Here is a 24,012-nt window from a genome sequence, read left to right on the forward strand (position 1 = left end):
GCGCTCCGCCTTCCCGGGGTCTGACCTCCCGGCTCGGGACCCTCCTTCCTTTCCGCCCGGAAACCTCTCGGTATCCTGCGGGTGTCCACCCCCGAAGCCGAAGGGCACACCCGTGAGCGCCAACCGCCCGGCAGCCGTCGTCGTCCTCGCAGCGGGTGAGGGCACCCGCATGAAATCGGCGACCCCGAAGGTTCTGCACGCCCTCTGCGGCCGCTCCCTCGTCGGGCATGTCGTCGCAGCCTCCCGTGAGCTCTCCCCCGAACATCTCGTGGTCGTGGTCGGCCACGCCCGGGAGCAGGTCTCCGCGCATCTGGCCGAGACCGACGCCGAGGTGCGCACCGCCGTCCAGCACGAGCAGAACGGCACCGGCCACGCCGTCCGGATGGGGCTGGAGGAGCTGTCCGACAGCGGGGTCGCCCTCGACGGCACCGTGATCGTCGTCTGCGGTGACACCCCGCTGCTGACCGGCGAGACGCTCCAGCGGCTCGCCGCGGCCCACGACGCCGACGGCAACGCCGTGACCGTGCTGTCCGCCGAGGTCCCCGACGCCACCGGCTACGGCCGGATCGTGCGGGAGGACGCGACCGGCGCCGTCACCGCGATCGTGGAGCACAAGGACGCCACCGACGCGCAGCGCGCGATCCGCGAGATCAACTCCGGGGTCTTCGCCTTCGACGCCCAGCTGCTCACCGACGCCCTCGGCAAGGTGCGCACCGACAACAGCCAGGGCGAGGAGTACCTCACCGATGTGCTCGGCATCCTGCGCGAGGCCGGGCACCGGGTGGGCGCGTGCGTGGCCGGCGACCACCGCGAGATCGTCGGGATCAACAACCGCGTCCAGCTGGCCGAGGCCCGCAGGCTGCTGAACGAGCGGCTGCTGGAGCGGGCGATGCTGAGCGGCGTGACCGTCGTCGACCCCGCCACCACCTGGATCGACGTGACCGTCACCTTCGAGCCGGACGCGCTGGTCCACCCCGGCACCCAGCTGCTGGGGGCCACCCACCTGGCCACGGACGCCCAGGTCGGGCCGAACTCCCGGCTCACCGACACCATCGTCGGCCAGGGCGCGGCCGTCTCGTTCACCGTCGCGGACGGCGCGGAGATCGGCGCGGGGGCGAGCGTGGGGCCGTACGCGTATCTGCGCCCCGGGACCCGGCTGGGGGCCAAGGCCAAGGCCGGCACGTACGTGGAGATGAAGAACGCCACGATCGGCGAGGGCACCAAGGTGCCGCATCTGTCCTATGTGGGCGACGCGACGATCGGCGAGCAGACCAACATCGGCGCCGCCAGCGTCTTCGTGAACTACGACGGTGTGAACAAGCACCACACCACCATCGGCAGCCACTGCCGGACCGGAGCCGACAACATGCTTGTGGCTCCCGTCACGATCGGGGACGGCGCATACACCGCCGCCGGATCGGTCATCACCAAGGATGTGCCCCCGGGCTCGCTCGCCGTCGCACGCGGACAGCAGCGGAACATCGAGGGCTGGGTCGACCGCAAGCGCCCCGGAAGCGCCGCGGCGCGAGCCGCCGAGGCCGCTCGTCAGGAGGACGAGGGCCGGCAGTGACATCTGCACAGCTACGCCGTGCGGGGCGTACGGTGAGAAGTGCACCAAAGTGACATCCAAGGAGACTTGTTGTGACCGGGATCAAGACGACCGGCGAGAAGAAGCTGATGCTCTTCTCCGGCCGCGCCCACCCCGAGCTGGCCGAGGAGGTCGCCCATGAGCTGGGCGTCAGCTTGGTCCCGACCAAGGCATTCGACTTCGCCAACGGCGAGATCTACGTCCGCTTCCAGGAGTCGGCACGCGGTGCCGACTGCTTTTTGATCCAGAGCCACACGACTCCGATCAATAAGTGGATCATGGAGCAGCTCATCATGGTCGATGCGCTGAAGCGGGCCTCCGCGCGCTCGATCACGGTGATCGTTCCGTTCTACGGCTACGCCCGTCAGGACAAGAAGCACCGTGGCCGTGAGCCCATCTCGGCGCGGCTGATCGCCGACATGCTGAAGACGGCGGGTGCCGATCGGATCCTCACGGTCGATCTGCACACCGACCAGATCCAGGGCTTCTTCGACGGCCCGGTGGACCACCTCTTCGCGCTGCCCGTACTCGCGGACTACGTGGGCGCCAAGGTCGACAAGGCCAAGCTCACCGTGGTGTCGCCGGACGCCGGCCGGGTGCGGGTCGCGGACCGCTGGTGCGACCGGCTGGGCGCGCCGCTGGCGATCGTGCACAAGCGGCGCGACCCGGACGTGGCCAACCAGGTCACGGTGCACGAGGTGGTCGGCGATGTGCGGGGCCGGGTGTGTGTGCTGGTCGACGACATGATCGACACCGGTGGCACCATCTGCGCGGCGGCGGACGCGCTGTTCGCGAACGGCGCGGAGGACGTGATCGTGACCGCCACCCACGGTGTGCTGTCGGGTCCGGCCGCGGACCGGCTGAAGAACTCCAAGGTCAGTGAGTTCGTCTTCACCAACACCCTGCCGACCCCCAACGAGGTGGAGCTGGACAAGGTGACCGTGCTGTCGATGGCGCCGACGATCGCCCGCGCGGTCCAGGAGGTCTTCGAGGACGGCTCGGTGACCAGCCTGTTCGAGGAGCAAGCGTGAGCGGCTTAACCTCGCCCGACCGGACGTAGAGGCCACTCCCGTGAGGGGGTGGCCTCAGCCATTGGTAGAATGGTGGGGTTGCTCGGCGAGGGAGGCCGCTTCTCACAGCGGCTGTCCGTTATCGACGCGCTCTTCGTAGCAGGTCTGTCGTGGGCCGGGTAACGCCCACACACCGTTAACGATCTACGAGGAGTGCCCCATGGCCGAGGTAAAGATCGGCGCCAAGCCCCGCACCGAGTTCGGCAAGGGTGCCGCCCGCCGCACCCGCGCCGCCGACCGCGTTCCCGGCGTGGTCTACGGCCACGGCGTCGAGCCGCTGCACGTCACGCTGCCGGCGCACGACCTGCTGATGGCGCTGAAGACCCCGAACGTGCTGATCCGCCTGGACGTCGAGGGCGGCAAGAACGAGCTGGTCATCCCGAAGGCCGTGCAGCGTCACCCCATCAAGATCGGCGTGCTGGAGCACATCGACCTGCTGCTGGTGAAGAAGGGTGAGAAGGTCACCGTCGAGGTGCCGATCCTCACCGAGGGCGACCTGGCCCCGGGCGGCAACCTGCTCGAGCACCTGCTGAACGCCCTGCCGGTCGAGACCGAGGCGACCCACATCCCGGAGTCGGTCACCGTCTCCATCGCGGGCCTGGACGCGGGTGCCACCATCCACGCCAAGGACATCACCCTCCCGGCGGGCACCACGCTGGCCGTCGAGGAGGACGCGGCCGTGCTGCAGGTCGTCGCCGCCCAGGCCGAGGCTCCGGCCGAGGAGGGCGCCGAGGGCGAGGCCGAGGGCGCCGAGGCGTAATCTGCGCCTGCTCCCTTTTCGCTTCTCCGGCCGCCGTCCCGCCCCCCGGGGTGCGGGGCGGCGGCCGTCCTCAAGGAGAGACATCCAGATGACGGACGACACGAGCCCCTGGCTTGTGGTGGGCCTCGGCAACCCCGGTGGCGAGTACGCGGGCAACCGCCACAACGTCGGCTTCATGGTGGCCGATCTGCTGGCCGAGCGGATGGGCGCCCGCTTCAAGGCGCACAAGTCGCGGGCCCAGGTCATCGAGGGCCGGGTGGGCCCGCCCGGACCGGCGAGCCGCCGCGTCGTGATCGCCAAGCCGATGTCCTTCATGAACCTCTCGGGCGGTCCGGTGACCGCGCTGCGCGACTTCTACAAGGTGCCGGTCGGTCATGTCGTGGCCGTCCATGACGAATTGGACATCGATTACGGCGCGCTGCGGTTGAAGATCGGCGGTGGTGACAATGGCCACAACGGGCTGAAGTCGATCACCAAATCGCTGGGGGCGGACTACCTCCGGGTGCGCTTCGGAATCGGCCGCCCGCCGGGCCGGATGGACGTCGCGGCGTTCGTCCTCAAGGACTTCTCCGCTGCGGAGCGCCGGGAGTTGGACTACTTCGTGGACCGCGCGGCGGACGCGGTGGAGACGCTCATCGCGGACGGGCTGGAGCGCGCGCAGGGGACGTACAACTCCTGAAAGACGCCGTTCGCCCGTTTGTCCGGCGGAAGGTTGACCGGCGGCCCGGGGATGGCGAGGATCGCCGCCATGGCTTCCACCGGTGTGACCAAGCGCAGCCGTACGCGGCGGGCGGGCGAGAGCGCGTTCGGGTTTCTGTTGCTGGCGAAGAACGTGGCGATGACGCTCGTCGCGCTGCTGATCCTGGTCGCCGGCGTGTGGTCCTCCTGGGGCGACGCCAAGCCGTCCATGCTGACCAAGGGGCTTGAGCGCGGCACCGTCACGGTCTCCGACTGCGGCGACGAATGGTGCACCGGCTCCTTCACCCCGGCCCGCGAGGGCGGCAAGTCCCGTGGCCGGGTACGGATCGACGAAGCCGTCACGAACGGGACGGGCGACCGGGTGACCGTGGCCCTCAAACCCGGCACGGACCACGCCGTCCGCACCGGCGCCGCCGGCATCCTCCACGCCTGGGTCCCGTTCGGCGGCTCCCTCCTCCTCACCTCCCTGATCGTCGCGGGCGGCCTCGGCCTACGCCGCACAGGCTGGGCCATGGGCCTGCTGGGCGCGGCGCTACTGGGCGCGTCCTTCGCCACGCTTACGCTGTAGCGCTCACCGGTCCCCCCTCCTGCGTCTGTCCTCCCCCTTCGTCCCGGGACCACCCCACCTTCGCGGCGCGACGCCCCCCCTTGGCTTGGGCAGTTGGGCACCGCCGGACACCAGGGTGGGTGTCCTCGCCATCGCGGCGGGGAAGAGGGGCCGTACCGGGCAGCGGCGCAGCGCACGCAGGCAGTTCGGCACCGCCGGACACCAGCACCGGGGTCCTCGCCATCGCGGCGGGGAAGAGGGGCCGTACCCGGCAGGGAAACCCCGCCCCCGAGCGGGGAACACGTGCCGGGCGGCGGCGCAGCGCACGCAGGCAACTCGGCGCCGCCGGACACCAGCGCCGGGGTCCTCGCCATCGCGGTGGGGAGGAGCACGTGCGCGGCGTATCGGGAGCGCTCCCGGCTTCCGCAGTGGGCCGGTTGAGCGCGCCGACGAGCGGCAAGCACGGCACGGCGGCCCACCAGGGGGCGGGGCTTGGCAGCGGCGGAGCCTGCTGCCCGGCGGGGGGCCGGGGGCGGAGCCCCCGGGAATCTCACTACCTCACCAACACCACCGGGCGGGGCCCGCTCCGTCAGGAGTGGGCCCCGCCCGGTGTCGGGTGCACGCCGTCGTCAGCCCGTGTTGCGGAGGCCCGCCGCTACGCCGTTGACCGTGAGGAGGAGGGCGCGGGCGAGCAGGGGGTCGGGGTCCTCGCCCCGCTCGGCCGCGGTGCGCTGGCGGTGGAGCAGGGTCACCTGCAGATACGAGATCGGGTCGAGGTAGGCGTCCCGGACGTGGAACGTCTGCTTCAGCACCGGGTTGGAGTCGAGGAGTTCCCGTCCACCGGTGATCCGCAGCACCTCCCGCACCGTCAGTTCGTGCTCCTCCTGAATCACGTCGAAGACATGCTTCAGCTCATCCGGGACGAGCGTGTCGACGTAGTGCCGGGCGATCCGCAGATCCGTCTTGGCCAGCGTCATCTCGACGTTGGAGAGGAAGTTGCGGAAGAAGTGCCAGTGCTGGTGCATTTCGTCGAGGACGGTGTCGAGTCCGGCCTCGCGGGCGGCCTTGAGGCCGGAGCCGACGCCGAACCAGCCGGGGACGATCTGCCGGGACTGGGTCCAGCCGAACACCCACGGGATGGCCCGCAGCCCGTCGAGCCCGGCGCCGGAGTCGGGGCGGCGGGAGGGCCGGGAGCCGAGGTGGAGTTCGGCGAGCTGGTCCACGGGCGTGGAGGCGAAGAAGTACGCGGGCAGGTCGGGGTCGTCGACGAGCGTGCGGTAGGCGCCGTGTGCGGCTTCGGAGACGGTTTCCATGGCCGCGTCCCAGCGGGCGAGCGCCTCGTCGGACTGACGCGGGGCGGTGTGCAGGGCGGATGCCTGCAGCGTGGCGGCCACCGTCAGCTCCAGGTTCTCGCGGGCGAGCGAGGGCACGAGGTACTTGTCGGAGATGACCTCGCCCTGCTCGGTGACCTTGATCTCGCCCTCGAGGGTGCCCCACGGCTGCGCGAGGATCGCGTCGTGGGTGGGGCCGCCGCCGCGGCCGACGGTGCCGCCTCGGCCGTGGAAGAGCCGCAGCCGTACGCCGTGCCGGTGGGCGACGTCGCGCAGCAGCCGCTGGGCGCGGTGGATCTCCCATTGGGAGGTGGTGATGCCGCCGAACTTGGAGGAGTCGGAGTAGCCGAGCATGACCTCCTGGACGTCGCCGCGGAGGGCGACGAGCCGCCGGTAGGAGGGGTCGGCGAGCATCTCGTCGAGGAGCTTGTCGGCGATCTTCAGCTCTTCGGTGGTCTCCAGCAGCGGAACGATGCCGATCTTGGCCCAGCCCGCGTGGAGGTCGATCAGCCCGGCCTCGCGGGCGAGGACGGCGGCGGCGAAGACGTCGTCGGAGCCCTGGCACATGGAGATGATGTACGACTCGACGATCTCGGGGCCGAAGCGTTCGAAGGACTCGCGGATGGTGTGGAAGACGCCGAGGGTCTTGGCACCGGCGGCGTCGAGCGGCGCCGGGGTGGGGGCGAGGGGGCGGCGGGAGCGCAGTTCCCTGGCGAGCAGCTTGCGGCGGTAGTCGCGCGGCATGTCGGCGTAGCGCCAGGACTCCTCGCCGAGCCGGTCGAAGAGCTGGCCGAGGGCGTGGTGGTGGGCGTCGGCGTGCTCGCGGACGTCCATGGTGGCGAGCTGGAGGCCGAAGGCGGCGAGGGTCCGGATGGACCGTTCGAGCCGGCCGTCGGCGATGAGCTGGCCGCGGTGGGCGCGCAGGGAGTCCTGGACGAGGTGGAGGTCGGCGAGGAGCTCTCCGGAGCCGAGGTAGTCGCGGCCGGGCTGGTGGGGGGTGTCCCCGGCGAGCCGCTCGCGGGTGTTGACGAGCTTCTGCCGCATACAGGTGGCCTTGAGCCGGTAGGGCTCCTCGGCGTTGAGCCGCTTGTAGCGCGGGCTGATCTCGGGCAGCAGTCCGAGGTCGCGCTGGAGGGAGGCGAGGAGCTCCTCGGAGGCGCCGGTGTTGCGGATGGAGCTGGAGAGCGCGGCGCGCAGCTCGTCGACGATCTCCAGTGCGTCGGTGATGCCGTGCTCGTGCTGGAGGATCAGCACGTCGCGGGTGACCTCGGGGGTGACGTTGGGGTTGCCGTCGCGGTCGCCGCCGATCCAGGTGCCGAAGGTGAGCGGGCGGGTGGTGGCGGGCAGCTCGACGCCGACGCGCTCGAGCTCCGCGGTGAGGTCTTCGAGTACGTCGCCGACGGCTCCGGCGTGCAGCTCGTCGAGGTAGTAGATGGCGTTGCGGGCCTCGTCGGCGGGCTCGGGGCGGGCGACGCGCAGCTCGTCGGTCTGCCAGAGCAGGTCGATGCTCTCGGCGAGCCGCAGGTCGGCGCGGCGGGCGTCGCCGCCGACGGCGAGGGTGTCGAGCAGCTCGGCGATGCGCCGGAGCTTGGTGAGGACGGTGCGGCGGGCGGCCTCGGTGGGGTGGGCGGTGAAGACGGGGCGCACGCCGAGGTTGGCGACGGTCTCCCGGAGGTGCTCGGGGTCGGCGTCCTTGAGCTGGTCGGCGGTGCGGGCGAGGATGCCGCCCTCGGCGGCGCGGCGGGCCCGCAGCTCGCGGCCGCGGTGCACCTGCTCGGTGACGTTGGCCAGGTGGAAGTAGGTGGAGAAGGCGCGGACCAGCTTGGCGGCGGTCTCGAGGTCGGTGGTGCCGAGCAGGTCGGCCGCGGCCTCGCCGTCACTGCGGGTGAGGGCGCGGACGCGCTCGACGAGTTCGAGGAGGTCGGGTCCCTCCTGTCGGACGAGGGTCTCGCCGAGCAGGTCGCCCAGACGGCGGATGTCGGCACGCAGGGCGGCGTTGGTGTGGTCGGCACTGCTCACAGGTGCGGGCTCCTTGCAGTGAACGGGGGTTCGAAGCGCGTCATCAGAGCGTGCGCGGCGGGCGCCGCGGGCTGCTGACCCGGTGCTTTCGGCCATGTGCGGACCGCGCTGTCCGACGCTCACCAGGATAGGCGGCACGCCCCTGGGTGGGACCAGAGCCCTATTGCCCCGCTTCCCGGCCCTGCCATACTTACGACGCCGTAGGTTACGCATCCGTAGCCATGCCCCCGAGCCCCACGAGGGATCCCATGACTGCAAGCCCCGACGTGGTCAATGACACGCCGAAGGCCCAGGAGGCCCCGCTTTCCTCCGCCACGCTCGGCGGGGACAGCAAGCGCTCCGTCGAACAGATCACCCTTCTCCTGTTCATCACCGTCCCCTTCGTCGCGCTGCTCGCGGCAATTCCCCTGGCCTGGGGCTGGGGGGTCAGCTGGCTGGATCTGGCGCTACTGGTGTCGATGTACTACATCGGCTGCCACGGCATCACGATCGGCTTCCACCGCTACTTCACCCATGGCTCGTTCAAGGCGAAGCGGCCGCTGCGGATCGCGCTGGCGATCGCGGGGTCGCTGGCCGTGGAGGGCCCGCTGGTCCGCTGGGTGGCCGATCACCGCAAGCACCACAAGTTCTCCGACGCGGAGGGCGACCCGCACTCCCCGTGGCGGTACGGCGAGACCGTTCCGGCCCTGCTCAAGGGGTTGTGGTGGGCACATATCGCCTGGATGTTCGACGAGGAACAGACATCGCAGTCCAAATACGCACCCGATCTGATCAAGGACGGCGCCATCCGGGCGGTCTCCCGGCAGTTCGTGGTGTGGACCGTGGTCTCCCTGATGGTGCCGCCGGTGATCGGCGGACTGGTGACCTGGTCCTGGCAGGGCACGGTGACCGCCTTCTTCTGGGGGTCACTCGTCCGGGTGGCTTTGCTGCACCATGTGACGTGGTCGATCAACTCGATCTGCCACGCGGTGGGCAAGCGCCCCTTCAAGTCGCGGGACCGCTCCGGCAATGTGTGGTGGCTCGCGGTGCTCTCGTGCGGCGAGTCCTGGCACAACCTGCACCACGCGGACCCGACCTGCGCCCGGCACGGGGTGATGCGGGGGCAGCTGGATTCCAGCGCCCGGATCATCCGCTGGTTCGAGAAGGCGGGCTGGGCGTATGACGTCCGGTGGCCGAGCCAGGACCGTATCGATGCCCGCCGTCAGAAGGAGACCGCCGGAGCGGCATGATAGAGGGCGTGGCGACCGACAGTAATACCAGCGGTGAAAAGGACCGGCCGCGCCGGGCCGGCCGGTCCTCCGGATCCGGAGCCCGGCGGCCCCGCCGGGTCCGGATGACCGGTAAGGAGCGCCGGGAGCAGCTGCTGGACATCGGTCGCACGCTCTTCGCCGAGCGCGGTTTCGAGGGCACCTCGGTGGAGGAGATCGCGGCGAAGGCGGGGGTCTCCAAGCCGGTGGTCTACGAGCACTTCGGCGGCAAGGAGGGGCTGTACGCGGTCGTGGTGGACCGCGAGATGCGACGGATGCTCGACATGGTGACCACGTCCCTCACCGCGGGCCATCCGCGCGAACTGTGCGAGCAGGCCACCTTCGCCCTCCTGGACTACATCGAGGAGTACACGGACGGCTTCCGCATCCTCGTCCGCGACTCCCCCGTCGCCCAGTCGACGGGCACCTTCGCCTCCCTGATCAGCGATATCGCCACCCAGGTGGAGGACATCCTGGGCCTGGAATTCAAGGCCCGCGGCTTCGACCCCAAACTGGCCCCCCTCTACGCCCAGGCCCTGGTGGGCATGGTCGCCCTGACCGGTCAGTGGTGGCTGGACGTCCGCAAACCCAAGAAGGCCGAGGTCGCGGCCCACCTGGTGAACCTGGCCTGGCACGGCCTGGACGGCCTGGAGCAGAAGCCCCGCCTGATAGGCCACCGCAAGTCCTGACCTCCCGGGACTGGTCCGCGCGTCCCCCCTGTCGGGATGATGGTGGCCCACGGGGGAGGGGGAGACAAGGACATGAGTACGGGGGAACGGTCCGAGGCGCGCCGTAAGGCGGTGGCCGTGGGGCCTGGTATCTGTCATGCGCTCGGTCTGATGATGCTGGCCATCACGGAGTGGGTGCGCGCCGATCTGAAGGACGCGACGTCAGTGGCGTCGCACGCCTATCTGAAGGACATGATCGAGTTCGCGGGCTCGCTGGCCGACACGGACTGGTACAAGCCCGTCGTGGACCTGTACGACAAGGTCTCCTTCGGTGAGCCGCGGGCCGCCCTGTGGGCCGCCGTGTTCATGGCGCTCGTCGTGCGGCTCAACCGCTACGGGCCGGAGGAGGGCCAGCAGGCGCTGTCCTGGGTGGCCGCCGCGTACTGCCTGCTGGCCACGGTGGCTCTGCTGCCGTATCTGGCCGCCCCGGGGGTCGGCGTCATTCTGCTGCTGGCGCTGAGCGGGGGCCTGGTGAACGTGGCCACCCGCTGAGCGGTCAGCCCTGGTACACCATGGTGCACAGCAGTGTCCGGCCGTCGTTCACCAGCCATGACCAGTAGTACGTACGATCGCCCTGGACCCGGGCGCAGTTCGCCGCGGAGGCGCTCGCCGGGGCCTTGTAGACGCCGGTGATGTGCAGAATCCGGTTGTACCGGGCCGGGACCCGCTTCGCGTCGCAGTCCACCACGGTCATCAGCCCGGCGTTCATCCGCGCCTGCCGCCCGCTGCCCGTCTGCTCGGCCAGCAGGCAGTACCCCACCTTGAACTGCCGGGTCAGGCACAGGGCGGTGGTACGCCCCCGCGAGGTGTACGACATGTAGTTCTGCCCCGGCCCCTGCCGGCAGGCCCCGCCGCCGCTGCGCACCGCGCTGACCCACATGTAGGCGTTTCCGGCGTCGCAGTCGACCGGGGCGGGCACCTTGGTGTTGTAGTCGCCGTACCCGGTGTCGTACACGGCGAGGCAGTCCCCGGAGCTCACCGCCCGGTATGCCTGCTCGGTGGGGTCCGGCGCCACGGTGGGTGTGGCGGGCGCCCGGGTCCCGCCCGATCCCCCGCTTCCCCCGCTGCCTCCGGAGCCGTACCCGGGCAGCGAGGCGCTGGGGACCCCCGTGGGAACTCCGCTGGGAAGCCCACTGGGGAGCCCGCCGGGGCTCGTCGGCGGCCGTGAGGCTCCGCTGGACGGGAGGGCGCTGCCCGCGAAGGAGGTCTTGTCGTCCCCCTCGACCACCTGCGGCAGTACGAGCACCGCGAACGCCAGGGCGGCGGCCACCAGTATCCAGATGCCGCGCTGCCGCTGCTCCTCGCTGCCCCCACCCATGCCCGGACCCGCCCCGCCCGACGCGCTGCTCATGGCTCTCCCCCGAGAAACGTGGCCACCGTTCTGTTGTTCAGCACGTCAACGGTCTCATGACATGTCGATTCAGGGGAGCACCGCGGCAAAGCCTGCCCGGACGCCCCCAGCCGCGCCGACGTCCCGCCTTCACCTCGCTGACGAACGAGGCGAAGGCGTCGGCGGCGACCCTTCGGCCCCAGGTGGGCCACGAGGTGACCGGCCGCCGGACCGCGACGATGACCGCCGAGGACCAGATCGCGGTCACCGGAACCCTGGAGTCGGGCGCGGTCGCCGCCCTCCGCTTCCGGGGCGGCAGTTCCCGCGCCACCGACTTCCACTGGGAGATCAACGGCGCCGAGGGCGCACCCGGCTCACCCCGGACTTCACCCACGCGGTCCGCCGCCACCGCCTCCTCGACCGCATCCAGGAATCGGCCCGCACCGGAGCACGCCTGACGGTCACGGCCCGACGATGGCCTCGCCGATGACGAAACCCTTCGCGGGGCCATCCGGGATGACGGCGTCGGTGCCGTAGGGGACGCGGTGCTCGTCGGCGTAGGCGGCCTTGTCGGGGTCGGGCGCCGTGAGAATGACGACCGTGCCGTCGCCGTCGAAGTCGTCGATCAGGATGTAGAGCGGGATGCCCGCACGGGCGTATGCCCGGCGCTTGCGCTTTCTGTCACGGGAGCGGGCCTCGTAACCGGGCGAGACCACCTCAAAGGCCGCCTTGACCCCGCCCGCGTCCACTCCAAGATCTCCCTCGTCGGGGATCTCGTCGAGGTCCTCAAGGGCGATGAAGAGGTCGGGGATCCATACCTTGCGGCGGTGGATGACATTGACGTCGTGGTGCGTGACATCGTCGCCGCCTGCGAGATGGGCCTCCAAGGCCCGGCGGAGGCGGTTGATGATCACGCCATGACGGCGACGGCCGGTGGGCGACACCTCGATGAACTCCTCGATGATCTCGGCCCGGTAGCCCTCGGGGAGTTCCATGGCCTTCCACGCGTGCCACAGCACCTCGTCCAGGGACACGGCCTCATGCCCGGCGGTCGAAGGCACGTCTTCCTCCAGTGCGGGGTACGGCTCATGCGCGAGAGCGGTCATCGTGAAGCACCTCCTCCATCAGTTTGGGCGCCGACGCCACTGCGGCACAAGCGACACCGTGACGCTATGCGTCCGCGAGGGCTCAATCACGGCAAACATCGAACTGATCATCTGATCGGGTGATATCACCCGATTGGCTCCAGGAACTCCAGCCGGTTGCCGACCGGGTCCTCGGAGTAGAAGCGGCGGTGCCCCGGGAGTTTCCCGTCCCAGACGACCTCGGCACCGTGCCCGGCGAGGCGGGCGGCGAAGGCTTCTATGCCGACGACCCTGAGCCCCGGGTGGGCCTTGCGGGAGGGGCGGAAGTCCGGGTCGATGCCCAGGTGCAGCTGGACCGGGCCGCGGGCGAACCACAGGCCGCCGTTGGCTGCGAGGGTGGCCGGTTTGGGGAGCTCGGTCATGCCGAGCACCTCGCCGTAGTAGGCGCGCAGGGCGGGCTCGGTGTGGGGTGGGGCGGCGAGCTGTACGTGGTCGAGGGCCGTGATCATCGGGCGGCCCGGTGGGCGACGACGAAGCCGCGGCGGAAGGGGAAGGCCGTGCCGTGGGGGGCGGAGGGGTAGGCGTCGCGGAGGAGCTCGGCGTAGGTGGCCAGGAAGCGGTCGCGGGCGGGCGGGTCGTCGGCGAGGGCGGTCAGGACCGGGCGCAGGGCGGTGCCCTTGACCCAGTCGAGGACGGGGTCGGGGCCGGTCAGGATCTGCACATAGGTGGTCTCCCAGGCGTCGACCTCGCAGCCGAGCGCGGCCAGGCGCGCCAGGTATTCGGTGGGCTCCAGGACGCCACCGGGGTCGCGGACTCGGTCGGCGAGGCGGTCGCGCCATTCGGGTGCGTTGCACAGGTCGCGCAGCAGGGTGTGGCTGGGGGCGGTGAAGTTGCCGGGGACCTGGAAGGCGAAGGTGCCGCCGGGGCGCAGTCCGGCCAGCCAGGTGGGGAAGGCGTCGGGGTGGCCGGGGATCCACTGGAGGGCGGCGTTGGAGACGATCAGGTCGTAGGGCTCGTCCGGCGCCCAGTTCCGCACATCGGCCCGCCGGAGGTCGAGGCGGCCGCCGCCGGTGGTGGGGCCCGCCAGGGGCTGGGCCTCGGCGAGCATCTCGGCGGAGCTGTCCAGGCCGGTGACCTGGGCGTTCGGCCAGCGGTCGAAGAGCAGGGCGGTGACGTTGCCGGCGCCGCATCCCAGGTCGGCGATGCGGGGCGGGCAGCCGGGGTCGGTGGGCAGTTCGGGGACGCGGGCCAGCAGGTCCAGGAAGGGACGGGTGCGGTGGCCGGCGTGGCGCAGATACTGCCGAGGGTCCCAGTTGGGTGCGGTGGTCATGGTCGGTCCCCCTGCGGGTACGGTCGGTACGAGGCTCCGTGAACACGCTTGCGCGTTCCGGCGGCCTACCGTGCTCCACGTTATCTCTTGATGTCAAGAGACTTCATGTCGACAGACCCACTACACTGATCGCCATGGAGGACGAGGTCGATCGGCTGGTCGCGGCGTGGCGGCGGGAACGCCCCGATCTCGATGTGGAACCGCTCGAAGTGCTCAGCCGAGTCAGCCGGCTCGCCCGCCATCTCGACCGGGCACGGCGAATCGCCTTCGCCGAGCACAATCTGGAGCCCTGGGAGTTCGACGTCCTGACCTCGCTGCGCCGGGCCGGGCCCCCGTATCAGCTCTCCCCCGGGCAGCTGCTGACCCAGACTCTGGTCACCTCGGGCACCATGACCAACCGCATCGACCGGCTCGCCAAGAAGGGGCTGGTCGAGCGGGGGCCCGACCCCAGTGACCGGCGCGGTGTGCTGGTCCGGCTGACCGCCGAAGGGCGTGACCGCGCCGATCAGGCACTGGCGGGGCTGCTGGACCATGAGCACGCCATCCTGGCCGAGCTCTCCCAGGCCCAGCGGGCCGAACTGGCCGCGCTGCTACGCCAGCTGACCGCCCCGTTCGACAATTTCCCCGGCTAGGTCGACCGGGCCCACACCGGCGCGCCGGGCCAGCGCCACGGCCGCGAGCGTGGAGTGGACGCCCAGCTTGCCCAGCACATTCTGCATATGGGTGCGGACGGTGTGCGGGGAGAGGAAGAGCCGCTCGGCGACGGCCTTACGGCCGAGCCCGGCCACCATGCAGCGCAGCACCTCCCGCTCACGCGGCGTCAGCGACTCGACCAGCCGCTCGCTTTCGGTGCGGTGCTTACGGGCGGCCGTCAACTCCCGCAGAACGCCGGTGAGCAGAGCGGGCGGCAGATGGGTCTCCTCCCGCAGCACCCCCCGGATGACCGCGAGCAGCCGGACCAGTGAGCAGTCCTTGGCGACCCAGCCGGACGCACCGGCCTGCAGCGCCGCCGCCGCGCGGCGCGGATCGTCGCGCTCGGCCAGCACCACGGTCCGCACCCCCGGCTGGCCGGAGCGGACCGCGCCGACGAGCGATATGCCGTCGGCCGCCCGGCCGTTCACCGCCCGGGCGGGACCGCCATGGGCCCCACTGTGCGGCCCACTGTGCGCCCCGCCGTGCGCCCCGCCATGGATGCCGCCGTGCGCCGTGCCGTTCGCCCCGCCGTACGGCAGCTCGGCCGGCACTGGAAGCGGTGGCCCCATACCGTCGGCGGCCGTGCCCAAGTCGGCATCGACCAGCAGGACGTCGAAGCGGCGCCCCTCCGCCGCTCCACGCTCCAGACAGCGCAGTGCCGCCGGACCGCTGCCAGCCGCCGCCACGTCCACGTCCTGCTCCGCCGCGAGGGCGGCCGCTAAGGACTCGGCGAAAATACGATGGTCGTCGACCACGAGAACCCGAATACGTGCCACGAACAACCCCCCACGTCGCCGGATGAAAAGATCCCGGATACACCGAGAAACAGTGCGGGTACGGCGCCCGACGCAAGGTCACCGCAACCCGCACGGCCGCCGCCGTGCCCTGATTGCTACCCCACCCCGGGCGTCGTACCTGACTGTCTCGCCCCCTGATAAGCGTCGGCCCCCACCGACGCTGTACTCAGAGTAAGGCCGTGGTCTCATATAGGAAGCGGATTAGCGAAACTGACCGCTCTCGCCTGTTCACTGTGGGTTTCTTGTTCGCTCTTGAGGAGTACGAGATCCACGAGCGGCGAAAATTTACCGAGAGGCGATCAAGGGCCGGTGGGTACGGCCCCCTACAGCCGCCGCGCCCCCGCACTCGGCACCGCCGGGAAGATCCGCGGCGCCCGGTGCCCGGCCGCGCCGAACGCCTCGGTCACCGACTTGCTCACCGCCTCCGCATCCCCCTCGGCCACCAGCACGATGGCCGAGCCGCCGAAGCCGCCCCCGGTCATCCGCGCCCCGAGCGCCCCCGCCGCGTTCGCCGTCGCCACGACCAGGTCGAGCTCGTCGCAGGAGATCTCGAAGTCGTCGCGGCAGGAGGCGTGCCCGGCGGTCAGCACCGGCCCGATGGACCGGGTGTCCCCCGCGTCGAGCCGCTCGATGACCTCCTCCACCCGCCGGTCCTCGGTCACCACATGGCGCACCCGCCGCCGGGTGGCCGCGTCGCAGCCCAGCCGCTCCAGCTCGGTGAGCGTCGCGTCCAGCCCCTCGAAGGGCACGTCCCGCAGCGCCCGCACCCCGAGCGCCCGCGCGGCCGCCTCGCACGCGGCGCGCCGGCTCGCGTAGGCGCCGTCGCCCAGTTCGTGCTTGACCCGGGTGTCCACGACCAGCAGCCGCAGCCCCTCGGCCGCCAGGTCCAACGGCACCTGGCGCTGGGTGAGATCACGGGCGTCGAGGAAGAGGGCGTGCCCCTCGGTGCAGCACGCCGACGCCATCTGGTCCATGATCCCGCAGGGCACGCCCACGAACGCGTTCTCCGCGCGCTGGCACAGCTGGGCGATGCGCGGCGGGGTGAGCCCCAGTCCGTACAGATCGTTGAGCGCGGTGGCGGTGACCACCTCCAGCGCGGCGGACGAGGACAGCCCGGCGCCGGTGGGCACGGTGGACGCGAAGTGCAGATCCGCACCCCCGGCCGCGCCCGTCAGCAGCCCCGCCTCGCGCAGCGCCCAGACCACTCCGGCCGGATAGGCCGCCCAGCCGCCGCGGTCGCCGCCGCCCGCGCCGCCCGCGACCGGCGAAAGCTCCTCGACCCGCAGCTCGACGGCCCCGCCCGGGACGTCGCCGGAGTGCAGCCGCAGCACCCCGTCGGCGCGCGGGGAGGCGGCGGCCAGGCAGGTGTGGGGCAGGGCGAGCGGCATCACGAAGCCGTCGTTGTAGTCGGTGTGCTCGCCGATCAGATTGACCCGGCCCGGCGCCGCCCAGACGCCGCCGGGCTCGGTGCCGTAGACCTCGCGGAACTCCGCCGTGACCCGCCCGGGGCCGTGCTCGTCCGTCACTGACTCTCCCTCCGCTGCGCGAACTCCCATGCGTCCGCGACGATTCCGGCCAGGTCGGCGCGGGTCGGGCGCCAGCCCAGACGCTCCTTGGCACGCTCGGCGGAGGCCACCAGGACCGCCGGGTCGCCGCCGCGGCGCGGGGCGGCGATCTCCGGGACGGGGTGGCCGGTGACCTGGCGCACCGTCTCGATGACCTCGCGGACGGAGAAGCCGTTCCCGTTGCCGAGGTTGCAGATCAGATGCTCACCGGGATTGACTCCGCGGCGCGCAGCGCCTCCGTTGAGGGTGGTGGTGGGAGACGGGAGGGCGGCGCCGAGGGCGAGCAGATGGGCGTCGGCGAGGTCGGCGACGTGGATGTAGTCGCGGACGCAGGTGCCGTCGGGGGTGGCGTAGTCGTCGCCGAAGACGGAAATGGCCTCACGGCGGCCCTGGGCGACCTGGAGCACCAGGGGGATGAGGTGGGACTCGGGGTCATGGCGCTCGCCGTACGCCCCGTAGGCGCCCGCGACGTTGAAGTAGCGCAGGGAGACCGCGGCCAGGCCGTGGGCGGCGCACTCACCGCTGATCATGTGGTCGACGGCGAGCTTGCTGGCCCCGTAGGGGTTGGTGGGCGCGGTCGGGAGGTCCTCGGTGATCGGGACCTGGTCGGGCTCGCCGTAGGTGGCGGCGGTGGAGGAGAAGACCAGGGTGCGCACCCCGGCGTCGCGCATCGCGGCGAGCAGTTCGGTGGTGCCGCCCACATTGTTGACCCAGTACTTCTCGGGGTTGACGACGGACTCGCCGACCTGGGAGAACGCCGCGAAGTGCAGTACGCCGTCGTAGGTGGGGTCGAGCCACTTGCCCGCGTCCTGGATGCGGCCCTCGATGAACTCCGCGCCCTCGGGGACCCCGGCGCGGTGGCCGGTGGAGAGGTCGTCCAGGACCGTCACCCGGTGCCCGGCTTCGAGCAGATGCGCCGCGACCACGCTGCCGACATAGCCGGCACCGCCGGTGACCAGGTACTTCTTCTGCTGCGCAGTGTTCACTTGCTCGCTACCTCTCGCAGTCGCTCGGCCGCGGCCTCCGGCGGCACATCGTTGATGAACACATTCATGCCGGATTCGGAACCCGCGAGAAACTTCAGCTTGCCGGAAGTGCGGCGGATGGTGAAAAGCTCGAGGTGAAGTGCGAATTCACCGCGGTCGGCCATGCGGTACGGCGCCTGGTGCCAGGCGGAGATGTAGGGCGTGGGCGGCTCGCCCTCGCCGAAAATCCGGTCGAAGCGCTTCAAGAGTTCCAGATACATCTGTGGAAACTCTGTGCGCGCGGCCTCGTCCAGCGCCGGCAGGTCCGGGACCCGCCGCTTCGGGTAGAGGTGCACCTCGTAGGGCCAGTGGGCGGCGTAGGGGACGAACGCGACCCAGTGCTCGCCGTCGAGCACCACCCGGCGCCCGTCGGCCAGCTCATCGGCGACCACATCATCGAACAGATTCCGACCAGTCGCCTCACGGTGCTCGCCGAGCGAACGGAGCATCAGCCGTGTACGAGGGGTCACAAAGGGATACCCGTAGATCTGGCCGTGCGGATGGCCGAGGGTGACGCCGATCTCCTTGCCGCGGTTCTCGAAGCAGAAGACCTGCTCGACGGCGGGGTGTTGGGCCAGTTCGGCGGTGCGGTCGGTCCAGGCGTCGAGCACCAGAGCGGCCTGTTCGGCGTCGAGGTCGGCGAAGGAGGCGTCGTGGTCGGAGGTGAAGCACACGACCTCGCACCGGCCCGAGTCACCGGCCAGCGACGGGAAGCGGTTCTCGAAGACCACGACGTCGTAGTCGGAGGCCGGGATCTCGCTGTGCCGCCCCTCGCGGGAGGGGCACAGCGGGCATTCGTCGGCCGGCGGGTGGTAGGTGCGGGCCTGGCGGTGGGAGGCGATCGCCACCCGGTCGCCGAGCAGGCGGTCGTGCCGGATCTCCGAGCGGGTCGCGATGGGGTCGAGCGGCCGCTGGTCGACGGCGTCGCGCACCGCGTCGTCGCGTGCGTCGTAATAGATCAGCTCGCGTCCGTCCGCGAGCCGCGTCGCCGTCTTCTTCACTCCGCCAGCTCCTGTCAGGTGCACCCAACACAACTCAACATAATGAACCACAAGCCAACAGCGCCGTCAATGCACGGTGCAGGTGCTCGGACAAACCACAAGAATTCGGATACGTTCACCGAACGTTTCTGGTGCATTCCGTTCAGGCGATGAGGCGAGACCATGCACTATCTGGCCGAAGGGCTACGGCTCCCCACCAACGCACTCGACTACACGATCCTGATCCTCTATTTCGTCGTCGTCCTCGGCGTGGGATTCGCCGCCAGAGCGAGCGTCAAGACCAGCCTCGACTTCTTTCTCTCCGGCCGGTCGCTGCCCGCGTGGGTCACCGGTCTGGCCTTCGTCGCCGCGAATCTGGGCGCCCTGGAGATCCTGGGGATGGCCGCCAACGGCGCGCAGTACGGGGTGTACACGGTGCACTGGTACTGGGTCGGGGCGATTCCGGCCATGGTCTTCCTCGGCCTGGTGATGATGCCGTTCTACTACGGTTCCAAGGTACGGTCCGTCCCCGAGTTCCTGCTGCACCGCTATGGACCGTCCTCGCATCTGCTCAGCTCGATCATCTTCTCGATCGCGTCCGTGCTGATCGCGGGGGTGAACCTCTACGCGATGGCGATCGTGGTGGAGGCGCTGCTGGGCTGGCCGCAGTGGGTGGCCATCGTGGTCGCGGGGCTCTTCGTCCTCGCGTACATCACCCTCGGCGGACTGTCCTCGGCGATCTACAACGAGGTGCTGCAGTTCTTCGTGATCCTGGCCGCCCTGATCCCGCTCACCGTCGTCGGCCTCCGGCGGATCGGCGGCTTCGGCGGGCTCAAGGACTCGCTCACGGACTCCCACGGCCCCAACTTCGTCTCCGCCTGGGGCGGCACCGGCATCGGCTCGTCCAACCCGCTGGGGGCCAACTGGCTGACCATCGTGCTGGGCCTCGGCTTCTGTCTGAGCTTCGGCTACTGGACGACCAACTTCGCCGAGGTGCAGCGCGCCCTGTCGGCCAGGAACCTCTCGGCCGCCCAGCGCACCCCGCTGATCGCCGCGTTCCCCAAGGTGTTCATCCCGCTGATCGTGGTGGTGCCCGGGCTGATCGCCCTGGTCATGGAGCCGGACATCGGCTCGAAGACGAGCGGTCTGCAGTACAACGACGCGATTCCGCTGCTGATGAGCGAACTGCTGCCCAACGGGGTGCTGGGGCTCGCGGTGACCGGGCTGCTGGCCGCCTTCATGGCGGGCATGGCGGCCAATGTGTCGTCCTTCAACACGGTCTTCACCAACGACATCTGGCGGGCGTATGTGCGAAAGGGCCGACCGGACGGGTACTACCTGCTGACCGGGCGGGTGGTGACGGCGATCGGGGTGCTGGCCGGCATGGGGACGGCGTTCATCGCCTCCTCGTTCAGCAACATCATGAACTACCTCCAGACCCTGTTCTCGTTCTTCAACGTGCCGCTGTTCTGCGTCTTCATCATCGGGATGTTCTGGAAGCGGGCCACCGCCGCGGCCGGGTTCTGGGGGCTGCTGTGCGGCACGGTGGCCGCGCTGATCAACTACTTCTGGCTCTACCGGGCGGACGTCATCTCCATCCCCAGCGACCAGGGCGCCAACTTCGTCTCGGCCATCGTGGCGTTCGTGGTCGGCGGGGTGGTGATGGTCGCGGTGACACCGTTCACCAAGCCCAAGCCGGTGGAGTCGCTGGCCGGTCTGGTCTACGGCACCACCGCGCCCGGGGTGGCCGAGCCCCCGGCGCCGGGCGACGAGGCGTGGTACCGCCGTCCGGCCGTACTGGGCTGGAGCGTGCTGATCCTCGCGGCCCTGTGCTACATCCCGTTCTCCCTGTGACCCTTCCGGGATTAAGGAGCGTGCGCCATGAGTGAGGAGTACGAATACCGGCACGAGGTCGAGGACCTGCAGCAGAAGTCGGCGACCGCGGCCCGGCTGTTCGATGTGCGGCGGATCATCGGCGGGCTGTTCGTGATCTACGGGATCATCGTCCTCATCGCCGGGTTCACCGCCTCGGACGCGGATGTGAGGAAGGCGTCCGGCATCAACATCAACCTCTGGACGGGGTCGTGCATGCTCGCGGTCGGCCTGCTCTTCCTGCTCTGGATGAGGCTCAGGCCGCTGTCCGCGCCCGGGGCCGAGCCCAAGCCGGAGCCCGCTCGGCCCGGGGGCGGCCCCGGTGCCGGGCCCGGGACCGGAGAGCCCGGGCCCGGGGAGCCCGGGGGCCGGGAGCCCGGATCCGGAACGGGCTGAGCACCGCGGGCCACCGTACGGCCTACGGCGCCGACGCGGGCGGCTGCGGCGGGGCGGGGGGCTGCAGCGGGGGCGGCGCGGTCCGGCGCGTCGCCGCGCGGTCCAGCAGCCCCGTACGCGCCGCCAGGGCCGCCGCCTCCAGCCGCGAGCCCACCCCGAGCTTCATCAGCACCCGCTGCACATGGGTGCGGGCCGTGCTGGGGGCGATCCCCATGCCCGCCGCGATCAGCCGGGTGTCCTCGCCCTCGGCGACCCGCACCAGCACCTCCACCTCGCGCGGGGTCAGCATCCGCAGCAGCCGGGCGCCCTCGTCGTCGGGCTGGGCCGCGGGGTTGAGCAGCTCCGCGAACGCCCCCTGGAGCAGCTGGGGCGCCACGGCCGCCTCGCCCGCGCGCGCCTTCATCATGGCGCGTTCGACGCCCTCGATCCGCTCGTCGTGACGCACATAGCCGGACGCCCCGGCGGCGAAGGCGGCGGCTATGCCGCGCGGGCTCGGCACCGGACCGAGCACCACGACCGCGACCTGTGGCCGCTCCTTCTTGATCCGCACCACCGGGTCGAACACCCCCGGTTCGGCGGGTGCCGCCGTGCCCAGCAGGCACACCTCAGGTGCCCGGCTCACCACCAGGTCCGCCGCGCCCGCGCTCGGCGCCGCCGCGGCGAGCACCCGGTGCCCGCGCAGCTTCAGCGCCGAGGCGAGCGCCTCCGCGAGCAGACGGTGATCGTCGACCACCATGAGTCGCACGCCCATGAGCTCCCCCCATTCGCTCAGGGGGGAAAGCTACACGCTTGTTCGACGTTGCGCGCCCCTTACCGGGCAGAAGCCCCTCGGAATGCCGAAATCCCGGCCATTCGTGCCTACTTGACGTCCGGTTGACGTCCCAATCCGATCGATGCGGCCGGGCTCCCGGGGGCGCGCACCCCGGCGCTCCGCCGGCGCGCACAAGCGGCGGCCCCGCCCGTACGGTGTCGTACGGGCGGGGCCGCCGTGGGGTGGGCCGGGCGGACGCCGGAACGTCAGCTCGCGCCGAAGATGATCGCCAGCGGGTCGTCCCGGTCGTAGGTGCCCGAGGGCTTGGTGGCGTAGACGTCGCTCATGTAGAGGTGCTCCCCGGAGTAGATGATCTCCGAGTAGCTGGGGCTGAACTTCTGCTCCATCTCATGGTTGGCGACGGGGTTCTGCAACAGCTTGGTCTTGGCGTACGACTTGGGGTCGATCCGCCAGACCGCGCCGCCGGTCTCCCAGGTGCTCTCCTGGTAGGCGAGGACCGAGCCGTCCTCGTCCAGCCCGAGCGGGGTGAGGGCGGCGCCCTTGACCCCGTCGGTCTTCCCGACCGGCTTGCCGGTCTTCAGGTCGAAGGCCACGATCTCGTTGGCCGTCGCGGCGCTGGAGTCGGTGCGGTCCTCGGAGCCGAGGAAGAGGGTGTTCGCCGACTTGGAGACGGCGAGCTTCCGGCAGCCCTCGACGTTGGTCGACTCGCACTTGGCGTCGTACTTGCCGTTCTCGGTGCCGATCTTGCCGAGCACCTTGCCGGTCTTGGCACTGTCGTCGATGGACAGGAAGTCCGAGACCGCCGAGCCGGTGGAGTCACCGGCGTCCAGGCCGATCACCAGCGGATCGGTGGAGGCGACATGGACGTAGTCGATGCCCTGCGAGACCTTGTAGGCCGACTTCACCGCGCCCGTCTTCGGGTTCAGCGTCTGGACCTGGATCTGCGGGTTGTCGTAGTCGCCGCAGCGGCGCACCGCGACCAGCTTCTCCTCGCCGCCCGCGTAGCCGTCGTCCGAGCACTGCTCGCCCGACTTGGGCTTCCACAGGGACTGGCCAGAACTGGACCAGGCGGCGCCGCCGCTGGTGCCGCCCGCGGCCACCGTTCCGCCGCCGATGGTGACCTCGTCGAAGCGGATCTTCTCGTCACCCTCCTTGACGTTCCGGTGCCACAGCATCTTGCCGTTCTTCAGGTCCAGCAGCCCGACCTCGGTGCAGCCGGGGTACTTGTCCTCGGCCGACGGCTTGGCCTCCTGGTAGAGGACCGTGGTCAGACCGTCCTTGGTGAGGTGGTCCGAGGACCAGCAGACCGCGCCGTCCAGCGGGATCGTCCACTTGGCGGCGCCGCCGCTCAGCGGATAGCCGACGATCTTGTAGACACCGGCCTTCACGAACGTGTCGTCGGTGGTCCACATGCCCTCGACGGTGACCTGGTCGGAGACCTTGGGCATCGGGACCTTGTTGAGCAGCTTGGCGTCCACGGCCTTGGCGGGCTTGTCCCCGCCGCCCGTGGTGCCGCTCGAGGCGCCCTGGCTGGACTGCTTGTCCTTGTCCTTGCCCTTGGCCTCGCTGCCGCCGTCGTCGCCCTTGGTGGCGAACCAGATGCCGCCGCCGATGATCAGCGCGACCGCGACCACGGCGCTGACGATGATCGCCATGCGCTGCTTGGACTGGCCGGAGCCACCGGGGCCACCCGGACCGGGGCCGCCGGGGTACTGGGCCTGCGGCGGCTGGCCGTACTGCGGCTGGCCGTACTGCGGCTGGCCGTAGGGCTGCTGGCCATACTGCTGCTGACCGTAAGGCTGCTGGCCGGATCCATACGGCGACGCGCCGCCCTGGGTCGGCTGGCCGTGCGCCTGCTGATCCGGGTAGCCGTAGCCGCCGGCGCCCTGCGGAGGCGTCTGCGGCGGCGCCGGCGGTGCCGACGGCGGCGGAGGCGGCGGGGTCTGCGGCGGCTGGCCGGGGGCCTGCGGATAGCCGTAACCCTGCTGGCCCGGAGGCGGCGTGGGCGGCTGCTGTGGGTAGCCGTAACCAGGTTCCTGCGGCGCACCGAAGCCGCCCTGCGGCGGCTGGTTTGGCGGCGGAGGCGGCTGTGACATGCGAATTCCTTCAGATGCGGGACCCGTCGTCCGACCGGCCTCCCCCGCGATCCCGGTGGGTCGAAGACCCCTCGGGAAGGAG

At 70.8% G+C, this 24,012-nt stretch carries 22 protein-coding genes and 1 pseudogene; 12 read left to right on the forward strand and 11 right to left on the reverse strand.

Translation table 11 applies throughout. The features are described from left to right. The first annotated feature begins 112 nt into the window (after positions 1-112). From glmU to LIV37_RS19890, 5 genes are all read left to right on the forward strand, one after another. A complete protein-coding gene (gene glmU / locus LIV37_RS19870) occupies positions 113-1,570 on the forward strand; it encodes a bifunctional UDP-N-acetylglucosamine diphosphorylase/glucosamine-1-phosphate N-acetyltransferase GlmU (protein ID WP_121824729.1) in 1,458 nt (485 codons plus the stop codon). A gap of 71 nt (positions 1,571-1,641) precedes the next feature. Next, a complete protein-coding gene (locus tag LIV37_RS19875; protein ID WP_020868902.1) occupies positions 1,642-2,619 on the forward strand; it encodes a ribose-phosphate diphosphokinase in 978 nt (325 codons plus the stop codon). Positions 2,620-2,818: 199 nt separating this feature from the next. Then, the gene (locus LIV37_RS19880) at positions 2,819-3,418 is read left to right on the forward strand and encodes a 50S ribosomal protein L25/general stress protein Ctc (protein ID WP_020868903.1); all 600 of its coding nucleotides are present in this window, start codon (positions 2,819-2,821) and stop codon (positions 3,416-3,418) included. An 88-nt stretch (positions 3,419-3,506) separates the two neighbouring features. Continuing rightward, positions 3,507-4,097 carry an aminoacyl-tRNA hydrolase gene (pth, locus tag LIV37_RS19885; protein ID WP_020868904.1) on the forward strand — a complete coding sequence of 197 codons (591 nt, stop codon included), beginning with the start codon at positions 3,507-3,509 and terminating at the stop codon, positions 4,095-4,097. Between the two features lie 69 nt (positions 4,098-4,166). Beyond that, positions 4,167-4,685: a hypothetical protein gene (locus LIV37_RS19890; RefSeq protein ID WP_020868905.1), complete on the forward strand. Its 519-nt coding sequence runs from the start codon at positions 4,167-4,169 to the stop codon at positions 4,683-4,685. A 608-nt stretch (positions 4,686-5,293) separates the two neighbouring features. Here the strand turns inward: LIV37_RS19890 and ppc are convergent. Then, entirely contained in the window at positions 5,294-8,014 is a 2,721-nt protein-coding gene (ppc, locus tag LIV37_RS19895; RefSeq protein ID WP_020868907.1) for a phosphoenolpyruvate carboxylase, read from the reverse strand. A 248-nt stretch (positions 8,015-8,262) separates the two neighbouring features. Here ppc and LIV37_RS19900 point away from each other — a divergent pair, with 248 nt between their 5' ends. The 3 genes from LIV37_RS19900 (at position 8,263) to LIV37_RS19910 (ending at position 10,481) form a co-directional block, all read left to right on the forward strand. After that, on the forward strand, positions 8,263-9,243 hold the full coding sequence (locus LIV37_RS19900; RefSeq protein ID WP_121824728.1) for an acyl-CoA desaturase: 981 nt from the start codon (positions 8,263-8,265) through the stop codon (positions 9,241-9,243). Continuing rightward, positions 9,240-9,950, forward strand: a complete 711-nt coding sequence (locus LIV37_RS19905) for a TetR/AcrR family transcriptional regulator (RefSeq protein ID WP_121824727.1) — start codon at positions 9,240-9,242, stop codon at positions 9,948-9,950. The genes LIV37_RS19900 and LIV37_RS19905 overlap by 4 nt, the downstream gene beginning before the upstream one ends. Before the next feature lie 72 nt (positions 9,951-10,022). Then, a complete protein-coding gene (locus tag LIV37_RS19910) occupies positions 10,023-10,481 on the forward strand; it encodes a hypothetical protein (protein WP_020868910.1) in 459 nt (152 codons plus the stop codon). A gap of 4 nt (positions 10,482-10,485) precedes the next feature. Here LIV37_RS19910 and LIV37_RS19915 read toward each other — a convergent pair whose 3' ends face one another. Then, entirely contained in the window at positions 10,486-11,340 is an 855-nt protein-coding gene (locus tag LIV37_RS19915) for an LppU/SCO3897 family protein (RefSeq protein ID WP_148717820.1), read from the reverse strand. A 194-nt stretch (positions 11,341-11,534) separates the two neighbouring features. Here LIV37_RS19915 and LIV37_RS19920 point away from each other — a divergent pair, with 194 nt between their 5' ends. Next, positions 11,535-11,777 (forward strand): hypothetical protein, encoded by a 243-nt coding sequence (locus LIV37_RS19920; protein ID WP_243146202.1) that lies wholly within the window; start codon positions 11,535-11,537, stop codon positions 11,775-11,777. Between the two features lie 3 nt (positions 11,778-11,780). Here LIV37_RS19920 and LIV37_RS19925 read toward each other — a convergent pair whose 3' ends face one another. From LIV37_RS19925 to LIV37_RS19935, 3 genes are all read right to left on the reverse strand, one after another. Then, complete coding sequence (locus tag LIV37_RS19925; RefSeq protein WP_020868912.1) at positions 11,781-12,425, reverse strand: Uma2 family endonuclease; 645 nt, start codon at positions 12,423-12,425, stop codon at positions 11,781-11,783. Positions 12,426-12,550: 125 nt separating this feature from the next. Then, positions 12,551-12,913, reverse strand: a complete 363-nt coding sequence (locus LIV37_RS19930; RefSeq protein WP_020868913.1) for a VOC family protein — start codon at positions 12,911-12,913, stop codon at positions 12,551-12,553. Continuing rightward, complete coding sequence (locus tag LIV37_RS19935) at positions 12,910-13,734, reverse strand: trans-aconitate 2-methyltransferase (RefSeq protein WP_020868914.1); 825 nt, start codon at positions 13,732-13,734, stop codon at positions 12,910-12,912. Before LIV37_RS19935 ends, LIV37_RS19930 begins: the two co-directional genes overlap by 4 nt. Positions 13,735-13,868: 134 nt before the next feature. On the opposite strand from LIV37_RS19935, the gene LIV37_RS19940 reads away from it, so the two are divergent. Further along, the gene (locus LIV37_RS19940) at positions 13,869-14,366 is read left to right on the forward strand and encodes a MarR family winged helix-turn-helix transcriptional regulator (protein WP_020868915.1); all 498 of its coding nucleotides are present in this window, start codon (positions 13,869-13,871) and stop codon (positions 14,364-14,366) included. On the opposite strand, the gene LIV37_RS19945 is transcribed toward LIV37_RS19940, so the two are convergent. The 4 genes from LIV37_RS19945 to galT form a co-directional block, all read right to left on the reverse strand. Next, positions 14,325-15,203 (reverse strand): response regulator transcription factor, encoded by an 879-nt coding sequence (locus LIV37_RS19945; protein WP_121825364.1) that lies wholly within the window; start codon positions 15,201-15,203, stop codon positions 14,325-14,327. The genes LIV37_RS19940 and LIV37_RS19945 overlap by 42 nt on opposite strands. Positions 15,204-15,547: 344 nt before the next feature. Next, positions 15,548-16,780 carry a galactokinase gene (galK, locus tag LIV37_RS19950; RefSeq protein WP_214663033.1) on the reverse strand — a complete coding sequence of 411 codons (1,233 nt, stop codon included), beginning with the start codon at positions 16,778-16,780 and terminating at the stop codon, positions 15,548-15,550. Beyond that, complete coding sequence (gene galE, locus LIV37_RS19955; RefSeq protein ID WP_020868918.1) at positions 16,747-17,775, reverse strand: UDP-glucose 4-epimerase GalE; 1,029 nt, start codon at positions 17,773-17,775, stop codon at positions 16,747-16,749. The genes galK and galE overlap by 34 nt, the downstream gene beginning before the upstream one ends. Beyond that, entirely contained in the window at positions 17,772-18,815 is a 1,044-nt protein-coding gene (gene galT, locus LIV37_RS19960) for a galactose-1-phosphate uridylyltransferase (RefSeq protein WP_020868919.1), read from the reverse strand. Before galT ends, galE begins: the two co-directional genes overlap by 4 nt. Positions 18,816-18,977: 162 nt before the next feature. On the opposite strand from galT, the gene LIV37_RS19965 reads away from it, so the two are divergent. Both LIV37_RS19965 and LIV37_RS19970 read left to right on the forward strand, forming a co-directional pair. Next, complete coding sequence (locus LIV37_RS19965) at positions 18,978-20,648, forward strand: sodium:solute symporter family protein (RefSeq protein ID WP_020868920.1); 1,671 nt, start codon at positions 18,978-18,980, stop codon at positions 20,646-20,648. 27 nt (positions 20,649-20,675) lie between these two features. Further along, positions 20,676-20,981, forward strand: a pseudogene (locus tag LIV37_RS19970) (hypothetical protein); the annotation flags it as partial. A 103-nt stretch (positions 20,982-21,084) separates the two neighbouring features. Here LIV37_RS19970 and LIV37_RS19975 read toward each other — a convergent pair. Both LIV37_RS19975 and LIV37_RS19980 read right to left on the reverse strand, forming a co-directional pair. After that, positions 21,085-21,813 carry a response regulator transcription factor gene (locus tag LIV37_RS19975; protein WP_020868922.1) on the reverse strand — a complete coding sequence of 243 codons (729 nt, stop codon included), beginning with the start codon at positions 21,811-21,813 and terminating at the stop codon, positions 21,085-21,087. A 266-nt stretch (positions 21,814-22,079) separates the two neighbouring features. Next, positions 22,080-23,930 (reverse strand): hypothetical protein, encoded by a 1,851-nt coding sequence (locus LIV37_RS19980; RefSeq protein WP_020868924.1) that lies wholly within the window; start codon positions 23,928-23,930, stop codon positions 22,080-22,082. Between the last annotated feature and the right edge of the window lie 82 nt (positions 23,931-24,012).

The organism is Streptomyces rapamycinicus NRRL 5491 (assembly GCF_024298965.1).
Classification (GTDB): Bacteria; Actinomycetota; Actinomycetes; order Streptomycetales; family Streptomycetaceae; genus Streptomyces; species Streptomyces rapamycinicus.